We start from the raw sequence: 22827 nt of genomic DNA on the forward strand, positions 1-22827 counted from the left end.
TAGACATTCTTCGACTACACATACCGGAAAAATCGATAATTTTACGTATTTAATCTCTACAATACCCGTTTTTGAAAAAAACATGCCAAAATTTGAAAAAGAGCCTGATTTTTTAATCAGACTCTTCACTGGATAGGTAAAATGTACATAATCACTAAAAAGAAGTGAAGCACCGTCCCACCTAGCACAAATAAATGCCAAACTGCATGATGAAATTTAAATCCTCTCCATATATAGAAGATGGTTCCTAAGCTGTACAAAATACCTCCACCAACTAAGAATAGGGTTCCTTGAATTGGTAGTGTTAAAACGATTGGTTTGATAGCAAACAGCGCCATCCATCCCATAAGTAGATAGAAGATTGTTGAAATCACTAAGAATTTTTTTACGAAGAAAATCTTGAATACAATACCAAGCGTCGCAATACCCCAAACGATTCCAAACAACGTCCACCCTAAGGCTCCTTGAACAACGATAAACAAAATAGGTGTATAGGTACCTGCGATAAAAAGATAGATCGCTGAATGATCAAGAATCTCAAAGAGGTCCTTGGCTTTACCGGGCGGAAAACTGTGCACAAGAGTTGAGGATGCATATAATAGGAGCATTGAAGTTCCATAGATGGAGAAGCTAACAATGTGCCACGCGTTCCCATACAAACTCGCAAAAACAATTAATAACGTCAAGCAAGCAATACTAATCACTGCACCAATCCCATGAGTAATCGCATTAGCGAGTTCTTCGTCTTTTGAAAAAACATGTGTAGTTGCCAATCAGTCATCCTCCTTTATCGAATGTCGGGTACTTCATTATATGGAAAGGGTGAATTTTTGTTGCAACTAGGTTCATCCTGTTTATATAATAGATAAACTAATCGTACCAGTTTAAAAGGAACTTTGAAAGGAGTGATTACATGAGAGATGTAACGCTTGTCCAAATCTTTGATCACCCCATCACACAAAAATACGTGAAACGATCAGGCATGGCCCACGCTATTGCTTGTGCCTATCATGCGTTTAAGCTAGCTAAAGAGTACCATGTAAATCCTGATTTAGCAGTGAAAGCTGCGCTTTTACATGATATTGGTCATTATACTTGGTATCGTAACGGCAAGTGGGACTATTCCCTATATAAAGAAAACGATATTCATGCGATAAAAGGCGCAGAGCGCGCACATAAATTACTCATTCGATTAGGTGAGCACCCTAAAGCCGCAAAAGAAATTTCTTTAGCTGTCCTGTTGCATACAGATTCGTACCTACCCAAAGGTGAGCTTCACCTTAAACCATTACAAAAGGTCGTGAACCTTGCAGATGAAGCGGACGAAGAGCCGAGTGGTGGTCATCATTATCGAATGATCGATGATGACAAAGCGAGAAAGATGCTCGCTAAACTTGATCAAATGGTCGAAGACGAATTAAAGCATGTGAAGAAAAAGGGCGAGGATTAATCGCCTTTTTTGTTTGCCTTAATGTACGCAGAAGCAATGTCAGGAGGAAGCATTCCATTGATTCGTTGAACTTCTTTTCCTCCCTCGTCTAAAAAGATCGTAGTCGGAATACCCACAATATGATATTCGTTCATCCACTCCCCAGTTTGATCAAGCCAAGGATCAAATGGTGCTTGATAATGATTTAAAAATGCTAGAAGCTCCTCTAGATCAGGGTCTACTTTTGTAAGATGGATTGGTACAAATCCAATTCCTTCCTGATCAAGTTTTTTGGAAAAATCAACGACGTCAGGCATCTCTTCTTGGCACGGTTGACACCACGTAGCAAAGAAATGAACAACCACTTTTCGACCTTTATATTCTTCTAATGTTTTGGCTTGTCCCGATAAACTTTTTGTTTCAATTTGATTTAAAGGCTTTTCAGCAGCCACAGCTTGGTGAGCAGACATTGGATAGACCGTTAGAAGGAGAAATAGTGTAAGCAGGTAAAGTAATGTTCTTTGGTTCATATAGCTCCTCCTTTTTACTGATACAAACCCTTGTTATAATAGAAAACGAAAGGGAGTTGATTACGCATGACTAAAATTCAAATCAGTCAAGTTATTGCCATTCTTATCCTCATTGCTTTTATGTTTTATACCTATCAAACAGAGGAGCGAATGCTTTATTTATTTATCCCCATCGCTCTTATAAATATTCTGCTATGGGTTCTGCGTCAACGTGAGCGCAAAGTGGCTCGTGACCGTGCGTCTCAAGGATAATTTGTTGAATGATATGATTTGTGGCGTTTGGCTTACCAAGAACGTTAGCTTGTTTAAGATATGCGCTTCTTTCTTTTTGATTGAATAATAACGTATGGATCGCTTTATGAAGCTGAACTTTGTTTAAAGCCAATATCGCAGCCTTCTTCTCATGTAAAAGGAGTGCATTCTCCCATTCCTGTCCTGGTAAGGGCTGATAGATGACAATAGGTGTTGTTTCAGTTATTGCATGTGCAAGTGTAAGGCCTCCCGCTTTTGTGACAAGTATGTCTGAGACACCTACATACGTTGAAAACTCATTTGTAAACGGAATGACCTTTACGTTTTGGCTGTCCCCAACATGCTTCAACTTTAGAGAAACCCGTTGATTCATGCCTGTAAAACAAAGAATATGAACCTGTGACATATGTTTAAATGCATGGATAATTTCTTCGTACCTTGCTATCCCTTCTCCCCCACCTGCAATCATAATAATCAGTTTTCCTTTTGGTAGACCTAACCGTTCTTTCACCATCTCTTTGTTTGCTAGGCGCCCCGTTGAGTATTCAATGGGAATGCCATATGAATGGTAGGAAGAAGGTACACCCATGTGTGAGGAAACTGGTTCTAATCCAGATAGAAAATATCCTGAGACCTGTGGATGGATTGCTAGACGGTGCAACTTAAAATCAGTGCTTATATGGTAAAGTGGAATCTTTTTGGTCGACCATTTCATCCAAGTTGCAAGTAATCTTGTGATTAGAACGTGAGTAGAAAGAATAAAAGGACGATGACACTCGAGAATCTTATGCCCAACCGAATGGAAGAGGTTTCTAGCCAGACTCTCAAACAATCGATCCCCTTTCTTTGACTTGGACGTATAGCGATAACATATGTCCCACAGAACAGGTGTAGTAGATATCATGTTAAAGTAGCCTTTTCGTATCATTCTTTGTTGCCACACTGGAAGACTATCGAATAGATCCAATACTTCAGATTTATAATGAGTGAGGCGATCGATTTCATTTGCGAGAACATTGGCTGTTTTGGTATGACCATAACCGATTGAGGCATGAAGTATTAAGGGCTGTGCCTTTATCTTGACCAACCTCCTTAAGCTTTTTCAGGACGTAATACAAGTATATGGACAACCTATTTCTTTATTCATGCAGGACTTAATTGTAATAGAGGAAAGAACACGAGTAGATATGGTATGATACACAGGAGACAAACGTAGTAATGGAGGAGAATGTAATGAAAACCGTTTTTTCTGGAATACAACCTAGTGGAACTGTTACATTAGGAAATTACCTAGGAGCGATGAAACACTTTGTCGATATGCAGGAAGATAATCAGTGTTACTTTTGTATCGTAGATCAACACGCCATCACTCAACCGCAAGAACGTTTAAAGCTTAGAGAGAACATTCGTAGTCTCGCTGCTTTATACGTTGCTGTTGGGCTTGATCCTAAGAAGGCCGTTTTGTTTGTTCAATCTGAAGTGCCTGCACATGCTCAATTAGGATGGATGATGCAATGTGTTTCATATATTGGTGAACTTGAGCGAATGACTCAATTTAAAGACAAGTCTTCAGGGAAAGAAGCTGTATCTGCTTCACTTCTTACTTACCCTCCTCTAATGGCAGCGGACATTCTTCTTTATGGAACAAACGTTGTACCTGTTGGAGAAGATCAAAAACAACATTTAGAGCTTACACGTAATCTAGCCGAACGATTTAATAAGAAATACAATGATATATTTACAGTGCCAGAAGTGAAAATCCCTAAAGAAGGCGCTCGTATTATGTCACTAACGGATCCAACGAGTAAAATGAGTAAATCGAACCCTAATCCTAAAAGCTACATTTCAATTTTGGATGAACCACAAACCATTCGTAAAAAAATCAAGAGTGCCGTCACCGATACGGAAGGAACGGTACGCTATGATAAAGAACAAAAACCAGGTGTTGCGAATCTGTTAACGATCTATTCTTCAATTACGGGTGAGTCTATTGCTGCTCTTGAAGAACGTTACGAAGGCAAGGGATATGGTGATTTTAAAGCGGATGTTGCTGAGGTTGTAGTGAATGCTTTAACGCCAATTCAGGAAAAACACCATGAGCTCATCACGTCAGATGAATTAGATTCTATCTTAGATGACGGTGCCTCACGAGCGAATACCCAAGCCGTCCGCATGCTTCACAAAGCAGAACGCGCAATGGGACTTGGCCGTCGTACGAGATAACTATTAGTAAACAAACGATCCGTTTTCGATCGTTTGTTTTTTTTATAAAGAAAAAACGAATGCAAAAGCATCCGCTTAGTATCCGTTATTCTTTTTCCAGACCTTGCCTACAAAGAAAGATAGGCCGAGTGTACCCACTAACAAAATCACAGTGAATACTTGCATTACTGTATAAGCTAAACCATCCATCGTTTCTCCACCCATGTAACCGCCTCCACCATTGTTTTCTTAAGTATAGTAGAAGTTCAGAAGTAAGTAAACGATAAATCGCTTATTTTACGCTTTCAGGGTGCTCTTGCTCCCACAGCTTCTCGAAAAATGGCTGCCCTTTTATCATTGCTTCGCACAATTCAACATGACGACTTGTCCAGCCGATTAAGACTTCATTCATAAAATGATTCCAGGCTTCGTGTCGCTGCATGCATTGGATTTGCTCGTAGGCTTCCGGCTTCCACTCTGTATACCAGTACCTCACCTCAGCATCTGTCCCTGATTGATTCAATTCATCTAATACCATATGAAGAAGAAGCTTTAACTGTCTTTCCTTACGAGTCAATCCAACCATTTCCCGAGGAGATGGAGATAGAATATGATAGTCTTTTTGAAGGGGTGGATGTTCAAGCTCAAATACCTTCCACTCCCCATTTTCTAAATGCTCATAAACAAGCTGTTGCTGTCTAGGTGTTAGACGACTTTTTCTTATTGGTGTTTGAAATCCAGCGGTATCAACAGCTATAATACGTCTCCCATCTGAAGCAATAAAGCAATAATCCAGTTGAATTCTTGACATATTTTTTCGTAGGTAGCTTTTTTGGTACACTTCCTGTAGCAATGCTTCTGGTAATTCGGCTAAGTCATTTTCAAGATAATCCATGAGTGAATCGGTGACCTTTACTAATATAGCCTGGTCCAGCACCTCTACCCGATCACTCGGACGCCATTCTACAAAATCACACACATTATATCCGTTCTCTTCCCCTTCAAACCAGTTAATCCATACATCACGCATGACGACCATTCAAAACCCTCCTTGCTGGCATATTCGATAGTACCCACAGTATAGGCAAGGGTTCATTAGTTTATTCCGCGAAACTCATACTCTTTAAAACTTCTTTCAGAAACACCTGACTCTCTGCCCCTTTAAACGTTAACCAATCCGTTGTTTTCCAAGCAGGTCTTTTTAGATGAGCGGCCTTTGCCAGCTGATACCCAACATAATAGCCAAGTAAAGACGGAATCTTTAATCTTGCATCTCCATACAAATACTTTCTGTGCGCAGATCGGCCTTTTCGTTCAAGATTTGGAGTCACCCATTTTTTGACCCACTTCTTTTCAAATTGGTCATCATATAGTGAAGTCCATGGAGCAAGCTGCTCCCTCCCTACATATTCAAGTACTGCACGCTCAGCTAGCCCCTCCATAAACATGGATTCGAGTAAGGTAATGGATTCCTCTGTCTCATTTGTATGCATCAATCTAACAGCATGATGATATTCATGAACAACTAGAGATTGAATCTCTTGATCGCTCAGATGGGTCCCAACAAATAAAAAAAGAGCAAACGGAAAACTGATTCCTGCTTTTTTAGAAGGGTCCTTTATTCCTTTATTAACTGGGAGAAGGTAAATAGGCAAATCTGGTCCGCCCCATAGCTTCTTTAATTGTAAAAATTGAGACTGAACAGTTTCCCAGATTGGTCTAGAAGCTAAATCCTCTAAATCCGCCAGATCTTGCTCTGAAGCTAAAAACAACCCTTGTTCTACTAAAAAGGGATGAAGCTGTTCGGCAATGTCACCCTCAAACCATTTCGTTAAAGGGTCTACAAACCACTTTTTCTGAGCCTGATACACATTTAGTTGTGAATTCCTTATCTGTAAATCTTGCAAAAAATAGTTGATCCATTTGTCCGTCCGGACTACGCTCAAGCCTGATTCCTCCTTCCATCTCATAATTCTCGACAACGTCCCACACTGATAAACTTGACTTCGTATGTGCTTCCTTTCAAAATTAAGGGTAGACACAAGACTTTATTTAAGGAGACATTCAATGGCTAATTTGGATATAAAGAACCTTCAGTCTTTTAAAGTAGAACTCACACGATTCATGATGACTTATAAATTTGCACTCGATGAAATGAATACGAAGATCAAAATATTGCAGGAGGAGTTTGAATATGTTCATGAACACAATCCAATTGAACATATTAAATGCAGACTCAAATCACCTGAAAGTATCTTTAAGAAGGTCATTCGTAAAAATTGTCAGCCTTCTCTTGAGAGCATTAAAGCTCATATAAAGGATATTGCCGGTATCCGCATAACATGTTCGTTTCTTTCAGATATCTATACACTTTCTGAAATGCTTCAAAATCAAAGTGATATCCGAGTGCTTGAAGTAAAAGATTACATAAAGCATCCAAAAGACAACGGATATCAGAGTCTTCACTTAATATTGGAACTTCCTGTTTTTATGACTGACCGTACTGAATATGTATGTATGGAGGTTCAAATCCGTACGATTGCGATGGATTTTTGGGCAAGCCTCGAGCACAAGATCTATTACAAATATGAATCTGATGTACCTAAGCACCTTCTGCAGGAATTAAAAGAAGCAGCTGATTCAGCGGCAGCACTCGATCGAAAAATGGAAGGAATCCATAATGAAATTGATACGATTAAGAAACGCAAAAAAGTCTATGATGAGAATCATAAACTTCAAATTAAAGATCAAACCTTTGAGCTACCTGCCGACCTACTGAAGCTACTTGAAACAAAAGATGAATAATTGATTTAGAGAGCGGCACACTTTTATAACAGTGTGACTGCTCTTTTTTTTCAGTTTTTGTAAGCGACTTCTATTGATTCTACTCCCTTCAAGTGATACTCTGCTAACAGATACTCTTTTATCCCTTAAAGCGTTACAAGCAGGAGGGTGAACTCTCTAAAAGGAGATACGTATGTTAACTAAAACGACACCGACAACAACAGATGCGTACACAAGTTTTACCAGAAGCGAATGGTCTTCGCTTGCGTATCAAGCCTCTGTGAGTCTTACAGACGAGGAACGAACTCAATTACAAGGAATTAATGAAACCGTCTCGCCCGATGAAGTCGAACAAATATATGTCCCTTTATCGGAACTATTATATATGCATACCACTCATGCCGTTCATCTGCATAATGATCAAAACCGTTTCTTTCATAGAGAAACAAAGAAAGTTCCTTTTGTCATTGGTATTGCAGGCAGTGTATCTGTCGGTAAAAGTACAACTGCACGTTTAATCCAAGCCCTTATTAGCCGTTGGCCCAATCGTCCAAAAGTTGAACTTGTTACAACGGACGGTTTCCTTTACCCAAATAAGATACTTGAAGAACGTGGATTAATGAAACGAAAGGGCTTCCCCGAAAGCTACGACATTCGGAAGCTGGTTCGCTTTCTCTCTGATATTAAATCGGGTCGCAAAAGCACAGAGGTCCCACTTTACTCTCATCTTACGTATGACGTGTTAAGTGAAAAATCCCAGCCTATCGACGAACCTGATGTTGTCATCGTAGAAGGAATTAATGTTCTTCAAGTAAACAAAAAAGACCGTCGCATCTCACCAGTCTTTGTCTCTGACTTCTTTGACTACTCCATCTACGTGGACGCAGACGAAGAAAACATCATAAAATGGTACATTGATCGCTTTAAAGTGCTTCAACATACAGCATTCCAAGATCCAAACTCCTTCTTCCATCGCTACCGCCACTTAAGCGAAGCTGAAGCTGAGGAAGTAGCCTTATCCATCTGGAAAAGCATTAACGGCGTCAACCTCGAAAAAAACATACGCCCTACTCGCTACCGTGCCGACATGATCCTCACAAAAGGAACCTGTCACCGCGTGGAGCAAGTTCAAGTGAAGAAGAGCTAAGAAAAAGGACCCCGGGGGTCCTTTTTCTATGTGGAGTTGTTTGTTATTCTCTTTGTTGATTCTGAGCTCTCTTTGTTGATTCCTTGCTTTCTTTGTTGATTCTGCGCTCTCTTTGTTGATTCCGCTCTCCCTTTGTTGATTCTGCGCTCTCTTTGTTGATTCTACGCTCTCTTTGTTGATTCCGCACTCTCTTTGTTGATTCCGCACTCTCTTTGTTGATTCCGCACTCTCTTTGTTGATTCCCCGCTCTCTTTGTTGATTCTGCGCTCTCTCTGCTCCTAGGTCAACCACATCTCCCGTGGATTCAGCTGATACACACCCTCGTTCCGATTCATGAAATGGCAGATGATCCATTCGCGGCGAATGATTGCATAATCTGCAAAGTACTGCTGAATATGCTCGTTGATTTCTTTTTCGCTATAGGACTCTCCGTCCTTTATTCCTCGGAGCATATACTCCAAAACAATCAGCTTCTTTTTCCGCTGTGCTGGAAAGGTTTTAAGCTGATTTTGTGCATTAAAGAAATTTTTGATGACAGCCAATTTTTGATCGTCAGTTACGTGAAAATCCTGGTTCATTTCATTCTCCCCAATCTTCGTTACAGCCAAAGCAAGGGCCATTAACGTTTTTTCGTTAAGATGATAGTACACTGTGTTCTTATCTCTAACCTGTCTAACTACATCTATCTCTTTTAATTTTGCCATGTGATGAGATATGGTTGGCGCTTTTAATCCAAGTTTACCTGCGATCGCCTGACCGTGCAGGGGTCCCTTTTTTAACATGGAGACGATCTGAATTCGAGTTTTGTCCCCCATGACCTTATGAAAGTTAACAATCCGACTTAATTGCATAGCTATCCTCTCTCTATTTCGATGAGTATCTAATTTCATATTAATCTAATTAGATGATCATGTAAATAGATCACATTAAAAAAGCTCGTTGCAAATCTACTATTTGCAACGAGCTTACTCTAGTTATAAATTAACCTTTGAACATTTGAACAAACATTTTACCGTAAGGACCGCCATCAACAATACCGATTCCAACATTTGTGTAGTCAGCTTTTAAGATATTCTCACGGTGACCTTGTGAGTTCATTAGTGCTTGGTGAGCTGCTTCTACTGTTTGGTTTCCAGCAAGGTTTTCACCAGCTGTACGATACTCGATTCCGAACTGATCCATCATTTGGAATGGTGAACCGTATGTTGGAGAGTTATGATCAAAGTAGTTATTATCGATCATGTCTTGTGCTTTTACGCGTGCTACTTCAGCTAGCTCCGGGTCAGCTTTAAGTGGAGAAAGACCAACACTTTCGCGTTCTTTGTTAACTGAATCTAGCATTTGTTGCTCTTCTGCTGAGAATTCTGCTGCATCCGTATCAGCATCTTCTTGTGGAGCTGCTTCTTCTTGTGGAGCTTCCTCTTCTGCTTGAACGTCTTCTTCAACTGGAGCAGGTGCTTCCACTGCCTCTTCTTCTACTACTTCTTCAGCTTGCTCAGGCTCTTCTACTACTTCTGCTCCTGGCTGCTCAGCTGCTTGTTCGAAATCAAATTGATTAAAGAAATCAATCACCCATTGACCGTTTTCGAAATTGATAGTTTCAGCTCCAGGGAATTTTGCAAGACAATTAAACGCTTGCTGTGCATCTTGAGCGTCAAATTGGATTACGTAAGGACCACTTACGTGTGTATTGGAAGCTGCATCAGCTTGTCCTAAAAAACCTACTGCTGTGATTGCCGCTGCTGCAGCAGATGATACTACGATTTTCTTGAAATTCATCTTAGAATTCCTCCTCAGAAAGTTTGTGTTTTGATCTACAATTCGCATCTTAGCATAGCTTTTTTTAATAGAACCATGGTAAAAGTTTCATCATTAGGAAGAGTAATAGAATCCTTAGAATCGTTGTTATACGTTGCGCCTCTAAGGGTTTTCAATTCTCTCCCCCTCCACATAAAAGGAAATATGTCAAATATCCAATGAACTTTAATATTTCGTTACATAACTGTAAAAAAGCGTGATGAGACCATGTGTATCAAGGAAACTACTCAATCTGACTCAAAATTGGGTAAATTTACTTGCACATTTACCCCTAAAAGTTTGATAGGTTAATAGGCAGATCATGCACAGGAGGTATTTTCATTGAAAAAGAAATTATTAACCAGTCTACTAGTGGTGGGTTTAGTGGCCACAAGTACACAAATGGTCGAAGCAAAATCAACTCATACCATTAAAAAGGGAGAAACCCTTTCATCTATAAGCGATCAATATGCCATCCCAACGGCTGCAATAAAAAGAAGTAATCAACTTTCCTCTACTAATATTGTCGCTGGTGATACATTAACGATCCCTACTTCTGTTTCCGCAAATGAAAAGGAATTGTTAGCACGCCTTGTGCACGCAGAAGCTAAAGGTGAGCCATATGCAGGTAAGGTAGCTGTAGCAACGGTTGTACTAAACCGTGTTGATAGTGATTTATTCCCTGACAATGTCAATGATGTTGTATATGAGAGAAGCGCATCCGGACATTACGCGTTCTCACCGGTTTTAGATGGTTCTATCTCGAATAAAGCAGACAGTGAATCCATTCGTGCGGTAGAAGAAGCTCTTCAATTTAGAGGACAAGGACAAAATTCCTTATACTTCTATAACCCAACTACGGCAACAAGTAAGTGGGTTTCCACTCGCGAACAAACGCTTGTCATTGGTGATCATGTATTTGCTAAATAAGTAATTCTTTTAAAGACCCCTAAAAAAAAGGGGTCTTTTTTCGTAGCTTAATCTTGCGGTTAGGGGGAATAGAATGATCAAGAGAGATAAAGGAGGAATCAGTCATGGTACGTGTAACCAAAACACCCACTTTACAAATGCATCGTGTACTGCAGCACCGTTTACAAAATGCTGTTCGTCCAAATTCAGCAGCGCCGGTTGAACGGGTATCCTCCATTGCTCCAGTTACGGAAGTGGTATCGAATGAATCAGCCAATTATTTATATGAGTATGAGCGAAATGGGTGGGTCCATCGGCTCCGTACCACATTAAAAACCTTTTATTTAAAAGAGCGGGCTCTTTGGAAGCATGCACGCATGCAACGTCGAACACTTGCTCAATTTGAACAATTTATTGATACATGGAATGAAACGGCTAAACAAATGGAAAAGCTCGAGCAAATGGGGTTATCCTTTCAAAGTGAATTACGACATTCCCTTAAGGATCAGTCTGACTTACTTTCTGAAGTAGGTGTAACAGTGGATGGTTTAACTCTTACTTTTCAAAAACAGTCTACTCGACCTCACAGTGAATGGGTTGATCAATTACAAGCAGTAAAAGTCCAACTGTATCAGAACTATCATCAGCTCTTTACACTCACCTTCGAGGAATCTAGTTCTCCTTATGAACAAGGCCCAACTGAACTCCAAGGTCTGATATACGAGAAACGTGGATAGACTTCTAAGACACAGTCGTGACGAGCGGCTGTGTCTTTTGCTACAATAAAGAAAGATTATAGACATGAGGAGACTCTACTAAATGAAAATACTTGCCTCTCATTTACAAATAGATTTTGATGGGTTGGCTTCGTTAATTGCTGCTCAAGCTTTGTACCCTGAGGCCACCATTGCTCTGCCCTCCCAACAACAAGAGAGCGTAAAACATGTGCTTTCATTGTACCGAGATACATTTAAAGCTGAAGCGATTGATAAGATCAGCTGGGATGAAGTGACGGACCTTGTGATTGTTGACACCTCATCACTCAAACGCTGTGGCATCCCTCTTGAGAAGCTTTCAGCTCTTCACACGTTAACGATCTATGACCATCATCCTACCAATCCAGAGTCTGTTGCCACCGAAGTGGTTCAGGAACCTGTTGGCGCTTGTGTGACTCTGCTCATAGAGAGACTCCAGGAACAGAATATCAAGTTAGAACCTTCGGAAGCGTTATTACTTGGACTCGGTTTATACAGTGATACCGGTTCATTTCAACATATGCAAACAACGGAGCGAGATTTATCCGCTGCAGCCTTCTTGCTGTCTCAGGGGATGGATCTAGACGTGATGAAACCATTTTTAGAAGATCATTTAACTGATACACAGGAGATGTTGTATCAGCAATTAAACGAATCGATCGACATTTATGAGGAGAGCGGCTTACAGATCGCCATTTGTTATTCCGTTTGTGAGTCGTTTATTAGTGGGCTCGCTCCGATTACTGAACGATTAGTTAGCACACTTAAAGCAGATACCGTTTTATCCGTTGTTCAAATGGGATCAAACACCTACATAACAGGAAGAAGCCAGACGATGCGAGTGAATGTAAAAAAAATCATGATGGCATTTGGAGGCGGCGGCCATCCCCAAGCCGCTGCAGCCTCTGTTAAAAAAGGAGCCCTACAGGATGTTCTTGAGCAAGTGAAGTCTGAGCTTCCTTCGGCCATCCAACCTGCTATTACTGCTGGTATGATTATGAGTTCTCCAGTTCATACGATTGAAGAGAACTGTACTCTAGACGATGCGGCTGATGCCCTAATACGATATGGACATACAGGTATGCCCATCTTAAACGAATCAGGACAATTGTCGGGAATGCTTTCACGAAGAGATTTAGACAAGGCACAACGACATGGATTAGGACATTCTCCGATCCATTCTTATATGACAAAAGAGGTTCTTACTCTGGGTCCTGAGGCTCCACTTGAATCGATTCAAGAAGTAATGATTACCCATAATATTGGCCGCATTCCTATTTTAGATCATGAAACATTAGTAGGTGTTGTGTCCAGATCCGACGTGTTGTCCATTTTACACGATGAAGCCAAACGAAAGCACTATGAATCAGAAGCTAGTCGGCTCTCCACTCATAGTTTAATCGATGCACTGGCCGAGCATTTCGATTCAGCTATTTACGATTTACTCGTACTAGTAGGAAATGACGCTAGTGAATACAGTTATAAGAGCTATCTCGTTGGAGGTGGTGTACGTGATGTGCTACTGGGCCGCTCAAATGAGGATGTGGACATCGTCATCGAAGGAAATGCAATTGAATTTGGAGAGCATCTAGCCGCTACTCACGGAGGAAGTACAAAGGCACATCAAAGCTTTGGAACAACCACATGGACCACGCCATCCGGGATAAAAGTCGACCTTGCTACGGCACGATCTGAACACTACGAGCAGCCTGCTTTATTACCTGAAGTAGCCCCATCACGTATAAGAGAGGATTTATCGAGGCGAGACTTCACAATAAATGCCATGGCCATTAGTCTCCATCCTGATACGTTTGGAGAGCTTCTAGATCATTTTCAGGGTCAACGTGATTTAAAAAATGGTCACATTCGTATTCTTCATTCACTTAGCTTCATTGAAGACCCTACAAGAATCTTCCGAGCGGTGCGATTTGCCAATCGGTTTGACTATCATCTTCACCCTGAAACCGAAGCACTCGCAAAAGGAGCAAAAGCCTCACTATTGGGATTATCTGCAAGCCGAGTGATGCATGAACTTGATCTAATGCAACAAGAAAATCAATTGCTATCTTCTTTTCATACGTTAGATCATCTTGGTGTTTGGCACACTCTTCTTAAGACTGAACCGAGTGAAAACAAGTGGACACATATGAATCAATTAATGACACACGGGTTTGTTGAGCCATTTCTATTTATGGCTGCGTTATGCTATGAGGGGAACGGTCGTTTTGGGGAATCTATTGATTTCTATGCGTTATCGAGTAAAGACCAACGTCTGCTACGGACGGTCAGAGAAGCCGACATTTATGAAGTCACGGACAACGAGACGTTGGGAGAGTGGCATAAGCAGATCCACACCCTATCAGCTAGAGTACTACTATTTATTGCAACAAAACCTGACTTTGAGCATGGTGAAACACTCATTGCTTATATCCAAAAGCGTAACCACTTAGCTCCACTTCTTGCAGGAAAAGATCTTGTAACCGAGTTAGGCCTTGAGCCTGGCCCTATCTTCTCTTCTATCCTCACTGGAGCATACAGTCTTCAATTGGATGATGTACTGTCGACCAAGCAAGAAGCACTTGATTGGGCAAAAGAATATTATAAAAAAGAGATGAGACATAACTAAAAATCAATTTGAAAAGGCGAATGATTCTACAATCGAATCATTCGCCTTTCGTGATTTATTTGAACAAGCGGAGGGAGAACCCGAGACTCCTACGGAACAGAACGCGGTGAAGACACTGTAGCGGCTCCCTTTCCGCGGAAGGGGCTGAGGCCGTTCTTGTGGGTGCGAGGGATTCTCCTGTAGCGGATTATTTGCTATATTCGTGTTTTACCCGCTACATTCAAGTTATGTCACGCCGTCTTTTTTATCATTAATGAACCAGACCATCCAGTAGGTGGGCGATATATACTTCGATACTTGTCATCACAAAAAAGAATGAAAAGACTGAATAAAGTAAGAGGAGTACGGCCAAGCACAGCGCAATTAATACTGGTTTTGTACGATCACTCTTTAAGTAATAAATCTGTACAATATATAAAAGAATTAACACATAAACAGGAGTTGCCATACCAATGAAGTATAAAAAGCTCGCTCCAAATGCCATGCCGCGAAATCCTAAGACAACTGCTTTCGTTAATAGGGCTAACCCTATTAATACATTAATGATATGAATAAAAAATGCTTTACCTTTTTCTGTCCCTCTAAAAAGTAAAACAGCTAGAATAGTGATGTTTAAGCAAAGAGCAATTATTAAAAGTAAAAGAAAGAAAATCTTTTCATTATAAACGAAATATAAAGCACTGTACGAAGAATAGAATAAGATTAAAAGCTGAATGTACAACACAGTATAAAGCCAGCTCATCTTGAAAACACGTTTCATTGAAATGAAAAGTAGAAAAATATGTAGAGCAACAATTAGAATTAATTCAAATGAAGCCGTAACAGAGTTAAAGAATCCATCAAAGGAAGAAATGCCCACTGTACTACTTAATCCAATGATGAATAACACGACCAATAAGATTCGCTCAAATAGAAAAAGGGTACTCTTTTCATTTTCCTTATCCATGTAATAATTCCTTTCATTGGATGATATGTTTGTTCTTATTTTATGTCTAACCCTCTTTCATTACAACAACAAATTAGAAATTGACGCTCCCTCTTGCTTCTCCTATACTAGTACCATTGCCTAACTTTCTTTAGAGGAGTTCGTCCACATGGATTTTGAAATACAGTTTTTATCCTTTTATTTAATTACAGTAGATGGTCGTGATGAGCAAGCAGATAAACGGTTTAAGCACTTTAAAACACTCGACAAACACGAATTTGAGCATAGTGAGATGAAGGATTTTTTAGATGGAGAGCTGAAGAAGATCGTAAAGAGAAAGGCGGAGCATCATCCTAAGTCGGATCAGGTCCCGACTAAGATTGGTCACTTTGTCACTGAGCCTGGTCACCCACTTGAATCAAATCCAAATTATGCGTTGCTTCATAAAACACGCTTTGCTGAGACAAAAGAAGACTTTAAGAATGTGAGTGAACAGCTTGTTCGTATTTATTTAAATACAAGCGCTGTACGTGGTGGTGTCTTTCTTGTGGCGACAGCCGTTCCGCGAAAATTCTTTGATGATTCCTTTGTCTTTATCATGAAATGTGACTTTGAACCGAAAGTAGCTTCGATTGCCGATGAAGCATCACTTATTCAAAAAGTGGAGTATGCGATTACGACCAAAAACATGAAGTCCATTCAGTATCCCTATATGCCTGAAGAAGGCATGCTTGAACATACGGAGGTTAAGATTCACCAAGCCTCCCATGCCAGGTATTTTGAAGACTTCTTAAAGTATGTAGAATACGGAGAATCCTTACCTGTTATTATGAAAACTCAGGTCATGAATATGGTACAGGAGCATGTGTACGAAACATATGAGGAACAGAGTGAAGAAAGACAAAAGTTTGAGCACGACCTTGAGATCTGGGAAGGTAGTGAAACTCGAGAGCTTCAAGAGCGCTTAGATACACATCAAGTGATGGAAGCCGCCGCTCAAATTGTGGATCATACACCAGAAGCAGAGATAAAGATGAAGGTTGGAGAAACATCCATTAAAGGCTTACTTGCAGACTTCGGAGAATCCATTCATCTTGGAAAAATAAATGGGCGATATGTATTGCTTCTAGATGCGGAAACCATCCAATTTGAAAAAGGTGTGTCCCCTATCGAATTCCATAAACCTGATGACTTACATCACATTATTGAAAAGCTCGCTCAAAAACCTTCTAATTAATAAAGACAAAAGACTTCTTTCCTCGTGTTGGAAAGAAGTCTTTTTTATGGTTAGCTTGTTTTTAATTGTAACTGGGACATTTCATCGACAGCCTGCTTAATGCTACCGCTGTTTTGAATGTAAAGTGAATGCCAGATTAAGAAACAAAGAATCGTCCATAGCTTACGACTATTATCTCTTTTTCCTGCTGCATGCTCCTCAAGTAAAGCGAGGGCTTCTTTTTGATTAAAGATCGTCCCTGCTGCTTGATTGATTGTTAAGATATCCTTCGCCCAATCATATAGCTCATTTTTCAGCCAATGACGAATTGGAACCGGGAACCCTAGTTTTTTGCGATTCAAGATGGAATCTGGAACCACACCTTTAATGGCTTCACGCAGCACATACTTTGTTGTTCCATTTGCGATTTTTGCGGATTCCGGGATGCGACTCGCAACTTCAAAAACTTCTTTATCTAAAAATGGTACACGTAACTCAAGTGAATGCGCCATCGTCATTCGGTCAGCCTTTACTAAGATATCTCCCGGTAACCACGTATGAAGATCAATGTATTGCATCTTCGTTGAATCCGTGTAGGAGACAGCTTTTTGATAAAGCCCTTTCGTTAACTCGGTAAAGGAGTAATCATTGTGATAGGTTCTTAGAATTTGTTCCTTTTCAAGCTCTGTAAAGATTTTCGCATTACCGATATACCGTTCCTCAATCGGCGTTGTTCCTCGAAGTAGGTAGCTACGCCCACGCATTCCCTCAGGTAGTCCTAGCGCCATTTTATTAATCGTACGTTTCATTTGACTTGGCCAACGATTAAAGTAACGAAGCGCTTGTGGCTCACGATAAATGTTATATCCACCAAACAGCTCGTCCGCTCCTTCACCAGACAGAACAACCTTTACATGTTTGCTGGCCTCTTTTGCAACAAAATAAAGAGGTACTGCTGCTGGGTCGGCAACTGGATCGTCCATATGCCAGATGATTTTAGGTAATTCACGAATGAATTCCTCAGGTGTAATATGCTTATGAATATTCTCGACGCCTAACTTCTCGGCCGAATCTTTTGCAATGTTCACTTCACTAAAGCCTTCGTGGTCAAAACCTACTGTAAAGGTTTTAAGATTAGGATTGTGTTCTTTAGCAAGTGCTACAATCGTTGTTGAATCAATTCCACTTGAAAGGAATGCTCCGACAGGCACATCACTTCGCATATGCTTCGCAACGGAGTCCTTTAATACATCAATGGTTTGCTTAGCATAGCTTGAAAGTGATTCGTTTCCTTGATGGAAGCTTTTTGTGTAATAAGCTTTAATCTTTGCAGGCTGATCCTTTTTCTTTGTCAGCATATGACCCGGCTCAAGCTTTTGCACAGATGGCGCTAAGCTCATTGGCTCAGGAACGTATTGATAGGTTAAATAATGCTGGATACCTTCAGTCGAGATCTCAAGTTGCGGATCAATCATACGAATGCTTTTTAATTCAGAGGCAGCAATTAACCTTTCACTTGTCTCTATGTAGTAAAAAGGTTTAATTCCAAATGCATCACGTGCACAGAACAACTCTTCACGCTCATCATCCCAAATCATAAACCCGAACATGCCTCTAAGTTCCTTGACGCAGTCTTGTCCTTTTTGAGCGTATAATGCAACGATGACTTCTGTATCTGTATGCGTTTGAAACTCATACCCTGCTTCTATAAGATCCGCACGAAGCTCCTTGTAATTATAAATCTCACCGTTAAAAATAATGTGATATTTATTTTGATAAGACAGTGGCTGCGTCCCGTGCTCTAAATCAATGATACTTAATCGTTTAAATCCAAAAGATATATCGTTATTTTTGTATGTCCCAGTTGAATCTGGTCCTCTATGATGAATCGCTTCAAGTGCTTCTAACCATTTATCTTCATGGATAAATGAAGCACCTCCTGTAATCATTTCACCAATAAATCCGCACATATCTGTTCCTCCAACTGTTTGAATTCCAGAGTATCGCTAGTCGGTTAGAAAAAAGTAATTACACTCTTCTTGCCCCTTTTCATCTTGCTTTATTCCAGAATTCAATTACCTGTATTTACCTCAAATATTTCATTTACGTTACAAACTATAATAATTTGTACACCTCATCTTACTCGATATGTTCTCTAAAGAAAACCCATTTTTCGATATTTTATATATTTTTTACAACAGAACAAGAGTTCGTGAATAAACCTAAAAAAGAGTGCCCTCTTAGGACACCCTTTCCTTACTGCTTGTTCACTTAAACATACTTTTTGAAGATTAATGTCGCATTATGTCCACCAAAACCAAGTGAATTACTTAACACTGCATTGACCTCTGCATTTCGTGCTTTATTCGGAACATAGTCCAAGTCACAATCTGGATCTGGCGTCTCATAATTGATGGTTGGCGGTAATACCTGTTCCATTATCGCTTTAATAGAGAAGATCGCTTCTACAGCACCAGCTGCTCCAAGTAAGTGACCAGTCATTGATTTAGTAGAGCTCACTGCCATATTGTAAGCATGCTCTTTAAAGACCGACTTAATGGCCATTGTTTCAAATTTTTCGTTCATTGGTGTACTTGTTCCGTGTGCATTCACATATTGGATTTCTTCTGGCTTAAGACCTGCATCATCCAATGCCATTTGAATGGCACGTGCTCCACCTTCTCCACCTGGAGCAGGAGCCGTAATATGATGGGCATCTCCTGAAGCACCGTACCCAACAATTTCAGCGTAAATGTGAGCACCACGTGCTTGTGCAGATTCTAAGCTTTCAAGCACAAGAATACCTGACCCTTCTCCCATAACAAATCCATCGCGGTTTGCATCAAACGGTCTAGAAGCTGTAGCAGGATCCTCATTATGCGTTACAGCTTTTGCTGAACAGAATCCGGCAATCGACATGTTTGTAATTGGCGCCTCTGCCCCACCTGTAATCATTGCATCCGCGTCTCCACGCTGGATCACCTTAAACGCATCTCCGATAGAGTTTGTTCCACTCGCACAGGCTGTAACCGAGCAAGAGTTTACTCCCTTTGCCCCAGTAATAATGGAAACCTGTCCAGATGCCATATCAGGTATTAACATTGGAACAAAGAACGGACTAACACGGCGTTGTCCTTTTTCGATAAAGTTATGGAATTGCTGCTCGTATGTTTCCATTCCACCGATACCAGAACCAATCCAAACGCCAATACGAGGTGCATTCGTTTCATTAATCTCAAGATCTGCGTCTTTAAGCGCCATTAATGAAGCAGCTACCGCATATTGAGTAAAACGATCCATCTTTCTTGCTTCTTTCTTGTCCATAAACGAAGCTGGATCAAAGTCTGTAATCTCAGCAGCTACTTTCATTGGAAATGCATCTGCATCCACGCGCGTCAGGGGACCTACTCCTGAAACACCTTCTTTAATCCCATTCCATGTTGACTCTACATCAAGTCCAAGCGGGGTGACAGCTCCCATTCCTGTTACTACTACTCGTTTATTTTCCATACCTATCTACTCCTTTACGTAAGCTCTTATCTACCCCAACGAAGCGCCACCGCGCCCCATACCAATCCTGCACCAAAACCAACCAGGACAACAACATCTCCGTCCTTGATCTTGCCTGCTCCTAATTCATCCACTAACGCCATCGGAATTGAAGCTGAAGATGTGTTTCCATATTTTTTAACAGTGACAGACATTTTATCAACTGGTAAATCTAATTTTTCACGTGCTGATTCCATAATTCGAATATTTGCTTGGTGTGGAATTAAATAATCCACATCTTCCTTTGTTAAACCAGCTTTATCAATCACCTTTAACGAAGACTCACCCATTTGACGAACAGCAAACTTAAAGACTTCACGGCCATTCATCTCCATGAATTCGCCTTGCTTGTTAATGTGCATTGCGCCACCGCCATCAGAGCCCAAATCATAAGAAAGAATTCCTTTTCCTTCTGATACAGGTCCAATAACAGCTGCACCAGATCCATCTCCAAACAACACAGCTGTGTTTCGATCTGACATATCTGTAATGGTTGAAAGCTTTTCTACTCCAATAACTAACACATTTTTGTATGCACCATTCTCAATAAACTGTTGCGCCGTAACAATACCGTAGATAAATCCTGCACAAGCCGCGCTGATGTCCATAGCAGAAGCATTCACTGCACCTAATCTCTTTTGAACAAGTGTTGATACTGTAGGAAAAGCCATATCTGGTGTAACGGTTGCGACTAAAATTAAATCAATTTCTTCGGCACTTACGTTCGCTTGGTCTAGCGCCTTAATAGCTGATTCATACGCCATATCAGATGTTTTTACATCATCTCCGGCAAATCGACGTTCCTCTATTCCCGTTCTTGTGCGAATCCATTCGTCTGATGTATCTAAAACTTTCTCAAAATCTGCGTTTGTAAACACTTTTTCAGGAATATAGCTACCCATTCCCAAAATTCCCGCATTCGTCATGTCTCTTTCTCCTCTCACAGCGAGCGCTCGCTCGATGTTTCGACAAATTCTTAGTACCTGATACTAATTTTACTGTAAACTTTGCCTCCTGTCTAGACTGAACCTACGCTCAGATCCTATGCAAAGGGGCGAATACCCCTACACATCAGGCTCTTTTGAACATACAGTAAAGAGAGGAGTTGATTTTTTGTGAGTGAACAAGATAACAAACGCGAGAATCAAGGTGATTTTTTTTCAAACATGATGTTTGGAAGAAGACCAGAACCACCTAAAGAGGAAAAGAAAGAGAAAGAGAAAGAAATCGAATCAAAGCAAGACCCCAATCAAATTGAACAAGTGATTGAACTTGTGCAAGCACTAGGTCCTGTATTAGAGCAATTTGCCCCCGTTGCAACAGCTGCTAAATCGTTTCTTTCAAAAAAACTAAAAGATTGGTCAACCGAATCTAAATCAGATGACCGTAAAGAGTGAATCAACATCCGAGGATGAGATTCCTCTTTTTTTATTAGTCACCAGCCATACGTTCCATTAATAAACGGAACCATTCGTCCATTTCTTTTTTTAAGTGAGCTTCTTTGTCATTAGCAGGTGTAATACTTTGTACGTCTTCATACGTTTGTAGAAATCCTTCAATGTCATGAAGTCTAAGTTGCGCTAACCCAATGTTAACAAACACACGCATCTGCTTCGCATCCCCTGCACGCATGATCTCTGCGAATGGTTGCAGCTTTTCAAGTCCTTCTTTATCTTTCTTATCTCTAATTAATTCAATACCCTTTTTCATTTCCTCGCCAAGCGCTTTTAATTTCGTTTCTTTATCCATTAAACTCAACCCTTTCTATAGAAAAAGACTCAAAACGTTACCGTTCGAGTCTTACGATTTATTCTTCGCTACTTGCATCTTCTTTTCCTAGTTCATACGCTTCTGTCATGACTTTTAGAAAAAGCTCCATCATTGGCTGTAAGTCTTCAAAACCAAGTTCAATTCCTTTTTCTTGGAAGAACGCTTGTCCTTCAGGAAGATGCTTCATTGCCACCTGCATCAATTTCATATTAAGCTCTGGATTCGCCATGCTCTCCACCTCGTTCATTATTTTCTATACAAAGATACTATGTAGGTTGGTGAATCGCAAGTTTTAAGGATGATACAACGAATATATCCGCTACAGTGGGAACTTCGCTAAGTTAAAGAAGTAACAAAAGAGGCTAAGCAAAACTTAAAATCAATTAAAAAACGGCGAATGATTTTACGATTAACCATTCGCCATTCGTGTTTTTTGGATTATTTAGTAAGACGAGCGGAAGGAGAACCCGAGACTCCTGCGGAAAAATACGTGGTGAAGACACTGTAGCGGTGCCTTTTCCGCGGAAGGGGCTGAGGCCGTATCCGCGGAAAGCGAGGGATTCTCCTGTAGCGGTTATTGTGCTATATTCATGTTTTGCCATCCACGTTAATGTTATGTCCCGTCCACTTTTTTCAGTTATGCTTCCTTTCTCTTCATCAGCTCAACCCTCGTTGCTCGGTCAGATCCACAATTTTTACACTCATCACTTTAGAGAGATTCACAAGCTCTCCTTTAATTGTCCACCAGTTGCCTCGGGCCTGGGTGATCTCATCTTCTAATTGTTGGTAGGATTCTTTTGAGATCATAATTTGTTTTGAGCTTGAATTCTCAAATTCGAATGTAATAATAAAGTCATGCATGTCTCATCTCTCCAATCTTTTTGTTCACTACTCTCCTCATAAATACGAGAGAGCCTATAGATGAGTTTCACTAAA

At 40.5% G+C, this 22827-nt stretch carries 24 protein-coding genes; 9 read left to right on the plus strand and 15 right to left on the minus strand.

Going from position 1 to position 22827, the window contains the following annotated elements:
* Positions 1-125: 125 nt before the first annotated feature.
* Positions 126-773 carry a hemolysin III family protein gene (locus NSQ54_13345; GenBank protein ID WYP25299.1) on the minus strand — a complete coding sequence of 216 codons (648 nt, stop codon included), beginning with the start codon at positions 771-773 and terminating at the stop codon, positions 126-128.
* Between the two features lie 140 nt (positions 774-913).
* On the opposite strand from NSQ54_13345, the gene NSQ54_13350 reads away from it, so the two are divergent.
* Positions 914-1450 carry an HD domain-containing protein gene (locus tag NSQ54_13350; GenBank protein WYP25300.1) on the plus strand — a complete coding sequence of 179 codons (537 nt, stop codon included), beginning with the start codon at positions 914-916 and terminating at the stop codon, positions 1448-1450.
* Here NSQ54_13350 and NSQ54_13355 read toward each other — a convergent pair.
* On the minus strand, positions 1447-1959 hold the full coding sequence (locus tag NSQ54_13355) for a TlpA disulfide reductase family protein (protein WYP25301.1): 513 nt from the start codon (positions 1957-1959) through the stop codon (positions 1447-1449). The two genes, NSQ54_13350 and NSQ54_13355, sit on opposite strands and share 4 nt — an antisense overlap.
* Positions 1960-2137: 178 nt before the next feature.
* Entirely contained in the window at positions 2138-3298 is a 1161-nt protein-coding gene (locus NSQ54_13360; protein WYP25302.1) for a glycosyltransferase, read from the minus strand.
* A 146-nt stretch (positions 3299-3444) separates the two neighbouring features.
* On the opposite strand from NSQ54_13360, the gene trpS reads away from it, so the two are divergent.
* Complete coding sequence (trpS, locus tag NSQ54_13365) at positions 3445-4434, plus strand: tryptophan--tRNA ligase (GenBank protein ID WYP25303.1); 990 nt, start codon at positions 3445-3447, stop codon at positions 4432-4434.
* A 75-nt stretch (positions 4435-4509) separates the two neighbouring features.
* Here the strand turns inward: trpS and NSQ54_13370 are convergent, their stop codons facing one another.
* From NSQ54_13370 to NSQ54_13380, 3 genes are all read right to left on the minus strand, one after another.
* Positions 4510-4638: a hypothetical protein gene (locus tag NSQ54_13370; protein WYP25304.1), complete on the minus strand. Its 129-nt coding sequence runs from the start codon at positions 4636-4638 to the stop codon at positions 4510-4512.
* Positions 4639-4705: 67 nt separating this feature from the next.
* Positions 4706-5452: a YjbA family protein gene (locus tag NSQ54_13375; protein WYP25305.1), complete on the minus strand. Its 747-nt coding sequence runs from the start codon at positions 5450-5452 to the stop codon at positions 4706-4708.
* 61 nt (positions 5453-5513) lie between these two features.
* Positions 5514-6359, minus strand: coding sequence for a DUF2268 domain-containing putative Zn-dependent protease (locus tag NSQ54_13380; GenBank protein WYP25306.1), 846 nt, complete (start codon positions 6357-6359; stop codon positions 5514-5516).
* Positions 6360-6480: 121 nt separating this feature from the next.
* On the opposite strand from NSQ54_13380, the gene NSQ54_13385 reads away from it, so the two are divergent.
* On the plus strand, positions 6481-7218 hold the full coding sequence (locus NSQ54_13385; protein ID WYP25307.1) for a GTP pyrophosphokinase family protein: 738 nt from the start codon (positions 6481-6483) through the stop codon (positions 7216-7218).
* Positions 7219-7390: 172 nt separating this feature from the next.
* Positions 7391-8344 carry a type I pantothenate kinase gene (gene coaA, locus NSQ54_13390; protein ID WYP25308.1) on the plus strand — a complete coding sequence of 318 codons (954 nt, stop codon included), beginning with the start codon at positions 7391-7393 and terminating at the stop codon, positions 8342-8344.
* A gap of 278 nt (positions 8345-8622) precedes the next feature.
* Here coaA and NSQ54_13395 read toward each other — a convergent pair whose 3' ends face one another.
* A complete protein-coding gene (locus NSQ54_13395) occupies positions 8623-9195 on the minus strand; it encodes a metalloregulator ArsR/SmtB family transcription factor (GenBank protein WYP25309.1) in 573 nt (190 codons plus the stop codon).
* A 130-nt stretch (positions 9196-9325) separates the two neighbouring features.
* The gene (locus NSQ54_13400) at positions 9326-10123 is read right to left on the minus strand and encodes a CAP domain-containing protein (protein ID WYP25310.1); all 798 of its coding nucleotides are present in this window, start codon (positions 10121-10123) and stop codon (positions 9326-9328) included.
* 420 nt (positions 10124-10543) lie between these two features.
* Here NSQ54_13400 and NSQ54_13405 point away from each other — a divergent pair, with 420 nt between their 5' ends.
* From NSQ54_13405 to NSQ54_13415, 3 genes are all read left to right on the plus strand, one after another.
* Entirely contained in the window at positions 10544-11071 is a 528-nt protein-coding gene (locus NSQ54_13405) for a cell wall hydrolase (GenBank protein WYP28561.1), read from the plus strand.
* Between the two features lie 104 nt (positions 11072-11175).
* Positions 11176-11787 carry a hypothetical protein gene (locus NSQ54_13410; GenBank protein WYP25311.1) on the plus strand — a complete coding sequence of 204 codons (612 nt, stop codon included), beginning with the start codon at positions 11176-11178 and terminating at the stop codon, positions 11785-11787.
* Positions 11788-11869: 82 nt separating this feature from the next.
* On the plus strand, positions 11870-14431 hold the full coding sequence (locus NSQ54_13415) for a CBS domain-containing protein (GenBank protein WYP25312.1): 2562 nt from the start codon (positions 11870-11872) through the stop codon (positions 14429-14431).
* A gap of 250 nt (positions 14432-14681) precedes the next feature.
* Here NSQ54_13415 and NSQ54_13420 read toward each other — a convergent pair whose 3' ends face one another.
* The gene (locus NSQ54_13420) at positions 14682-15377 is read right to left on the minus strand and encodes a hypothetical protein (protein WYP25313.1); all 696 of its coding nucleotides are present in this window, start codon (positions 15375-15377) and stop codon (positions 14682-14684) included.
* Between the two features lie 148 nt (positions 15378-15525).
* Here NSQ54_13420 and NSQ54_13425 point away from each other — a divergent pair, with 148 nt between their 5' ends.
* Entirely contained in the window at positions 15526-16593 is a 1068-nt protein-coding gene (locus NSQ54_13425; protein ID WYP25314.1) for a DUF3900 domain-containing protein, read from the plus strand.
* Between the two features lie 50 nt (positions 16594-16643).
* Here the strand turns inward: NSQ54_13425 and asnB are convergent, their stop codons facing one another.
* From asnB to NSQ54_13440, 3 genes are all read right to left on the minus strand, one after another.
* The gene (asnB, locus tag NSQ54_13430; protein ID WYP25315.1) at positions 16644-18542 is read right to left on the minus strand and encodes an asparagine synthase (glutamine-hydrolyzing); all 1899 of its coding nucleotides are present in this window, start codon (positions 18540-18542) and stop codon (positions 16644-16646) included.
* Positions 18543-18843: 301 nt separating this feature from the next.
* Positions 18844-20082 carry a beta-ketoacyl-ACP synthase II gene (fabF, locus tag NSQ54_13435; GenBank protein WYP25316.1) on the minus strand — a complete coding sequence of 413 codons (1239 nt, stop codon included), beginning with the start codon at positions 20080-20082 and terminating at the stop codon, positions 18844-18846.
* 26 nt (positions 20083-20108) lie between these two features.
* Complete coding sequence (locus NSQ54_13440) at positions 20109-21047, minus strand: beta-ketoacyl-ACP synthase III (GenBank protein ID WYP25317.1); 939 nt, start codon at positions 21045-21047, stop codon at positions 20109-20111.
* Between the two features lie 189 nt (positions 21048-21236).
* On the opposite strand from NSQ54_13440, the gene NSQ54_13445 reads away from it, so the two are divergent.
* Positions 21237-21518 (plus strand): hypothetical protein, encoded by a 282-nt coding sequence (locus NSQ54_13445; GenBank protein WYP25318.1) that lies wholly within the window; start codon positions 21237-21239, stop codon positions 21516-21518.
* Positions 21519-21552: 34 nt separating this feature from the next.
* Here the strand turns inward: NSQ54_13445 and NSQ54_13450 are convergent, their stop codons facing one another.
* The 3 genes from NSQ54_13450 to NSQ54_13460 all read right to left on the minus strand — a co-directional run bounded on the left by NSQ54_13450 (position 21553) and on the right by NSQ54_13460 (position 22752).
* Entirely contained in the window at positions 21553-21870 is a 318-nt protein-coding gene (locus NSQ54_13450) for a hypothetical protein (GenBank protein WYP25319.1), read from the minus strand.
* A gap of 58 nt (positions 21871-21928) precedes the next feature.
* Complete coding sequence (locus NSQ54_13455) at positions 21929-22120, minus strand: ComZ family protein (GenBank protein WYP25320.1); 192 nt, start codon at positions 22118-22120, stop codon at positions 21929-21931.
* Positions 22121-22548: 428 nt separating this feature from the next.
* On the minus strand, positions 22549-22752 hold the full coding sequence (locus NSQ54_13460; protein ID WYP25321.1) for a hypothetical protein: 204 nt from the start codon (positions 22750-22752) through the stop codon (positions 22549-22551).
* Positions 22753-22827: the final 75 nt, after the last annotated feature.

The sequence above is a fragment of the Alkalihalobacillus sp. FSL W8-0930 genome, assembly GCA_037965595.1.
In the GTDB taxonomy this organism is placed as follows: Bacteria; Bacillota; Bacilli; order Bacillales; family Bacillaceae_D; genus Alkalicoccobacillus.

Coding starts and splice junctions, on each gene's coding strand:
- fabF (WYP25316.1), bottom strand. CDS start 20,082: ATGGAAAATAAACGAGTAGTAGTAACAGGAATGGGAGCTGTCACCCCG.
- NSQ54_13425 (WYP25314.1), top strand. CDS start 15,526: ATGGATTTTGAAATACAGTTTTTATCCTTTTATTTAATTACAGTAGAT.
- NSQ54_13415 (WYP25312.1), top strand. CDS start 11,870: ATGAAAATACTTGCCTCTCATTTACAAATAGATTTTGATGGGTTGGCT.
- NSQ54_13350 (WYP25300.1), top strand. CDS start 914: ATGAGAGATGTAACGCTTGTCCAAATCTTTGATCACCCCATCACACAA.
- NSQ54_13460 (WYP25321.1), bottom strand. CDS start 22,752: ATGCATGACTTTATTATTACATTCGAATTTGAGAATTCAAGCTCAAAA.
- NSQ54_13410 (WYP25311.1), top strand. CDS start 11,176: ATGGTACGTGTAACCAAAACACCCACTTTACAAATGCATCGTGTACTG.
- coaA (WYP25308.1), top strand. CDS start 7,391: ATGTTAACTAAAACGACACCGACAACAACAGATGCGTACACAAGTTTT.
- NSQ54_13405 (WYP28561.1), top strand. CDS start 10,544: ATGGTCGAAGCAAAATCAACTCATACCATTAAAAAGGGAGAAACCCTT.
- NSQ54_13375 (WYP25305.1), bottom strand. CDS start 5,452: ATGGTCGTCATGCGTGATGTATGGATTAACTGGTTTGAAGGGGAAGAG.
- NSQ54_13355 (WYP25301.1), bottom strand. CDS start 1,959: ATGAACCAAAGAACATTACTTTACCTGCTTACACTATTTCTCCTTCTA.
- NSQ54_13420 (WYP25313.1), bottom strand. CDS start 15,377: ATGGATAAGGAAAATGAAAAGAGTACCCTTTTTCTATTTGAGCGAATC.
- NSQ54_13385 (WYP25307.1), top strand. CDS start 6,481: ATGGCTAATTTGGATATAAAGAACCTTCAGTCTTTTAAAGTAGAACTC.
- asnB (WYP25315.1), bottom strand. CDS start 18,542: ATGTGCGGATTTATTGGTGAAATGATTACAGGAGGTGCTTCATTTATC.
- NSQ54_13455 (WYP25320.1), bottom strand. CDS start 22,120: ATGGCGAATCCAGAGCTTAATATGAAATTGATGCAGGTGGCAATGAAG.
- NSQ54_13440 (WYP25317.1), bottom strand. CDS start 21,047: ATGACGAATGCGGGAATTTTGGGAATGGGTAGCTATATTCCTGAAAAA.
- NSQ54_13395 (WYP25309.1), bottom strand. CDS start 9,195: ATGCAATTAAGTCGGATTGTTAACTTTCATAAGGTCATGGGGGACAAA.
- NSQ54_13400 (WYP25310.1), bottom strand. CDS start 10,123: ATGAATTTCAAGAAAATCGTAGTATCATCTGCTGCAGCAGCGGCAATC.
- trpS (WYP25303.1), top strand. CDS start 3,445: ATGAAAACCGTTTTTTCTGGAATACAACCTAGTGGAACTGTTACATTA.
- NSQ54_13450 (WYP25319.1), bottom strand. CDS start 21,870: ATGGATAAAGAAACGAAATTAAAAGCGCTTGGCGAGGAAATGAAAAAG.
- NSQ54_13370 (WYP25304.1), bottom strand. CDS start 4,638: ATGGGTGGAGAAACGATGGATGGTTTAGCTTATACAGTAATGCAAGTA.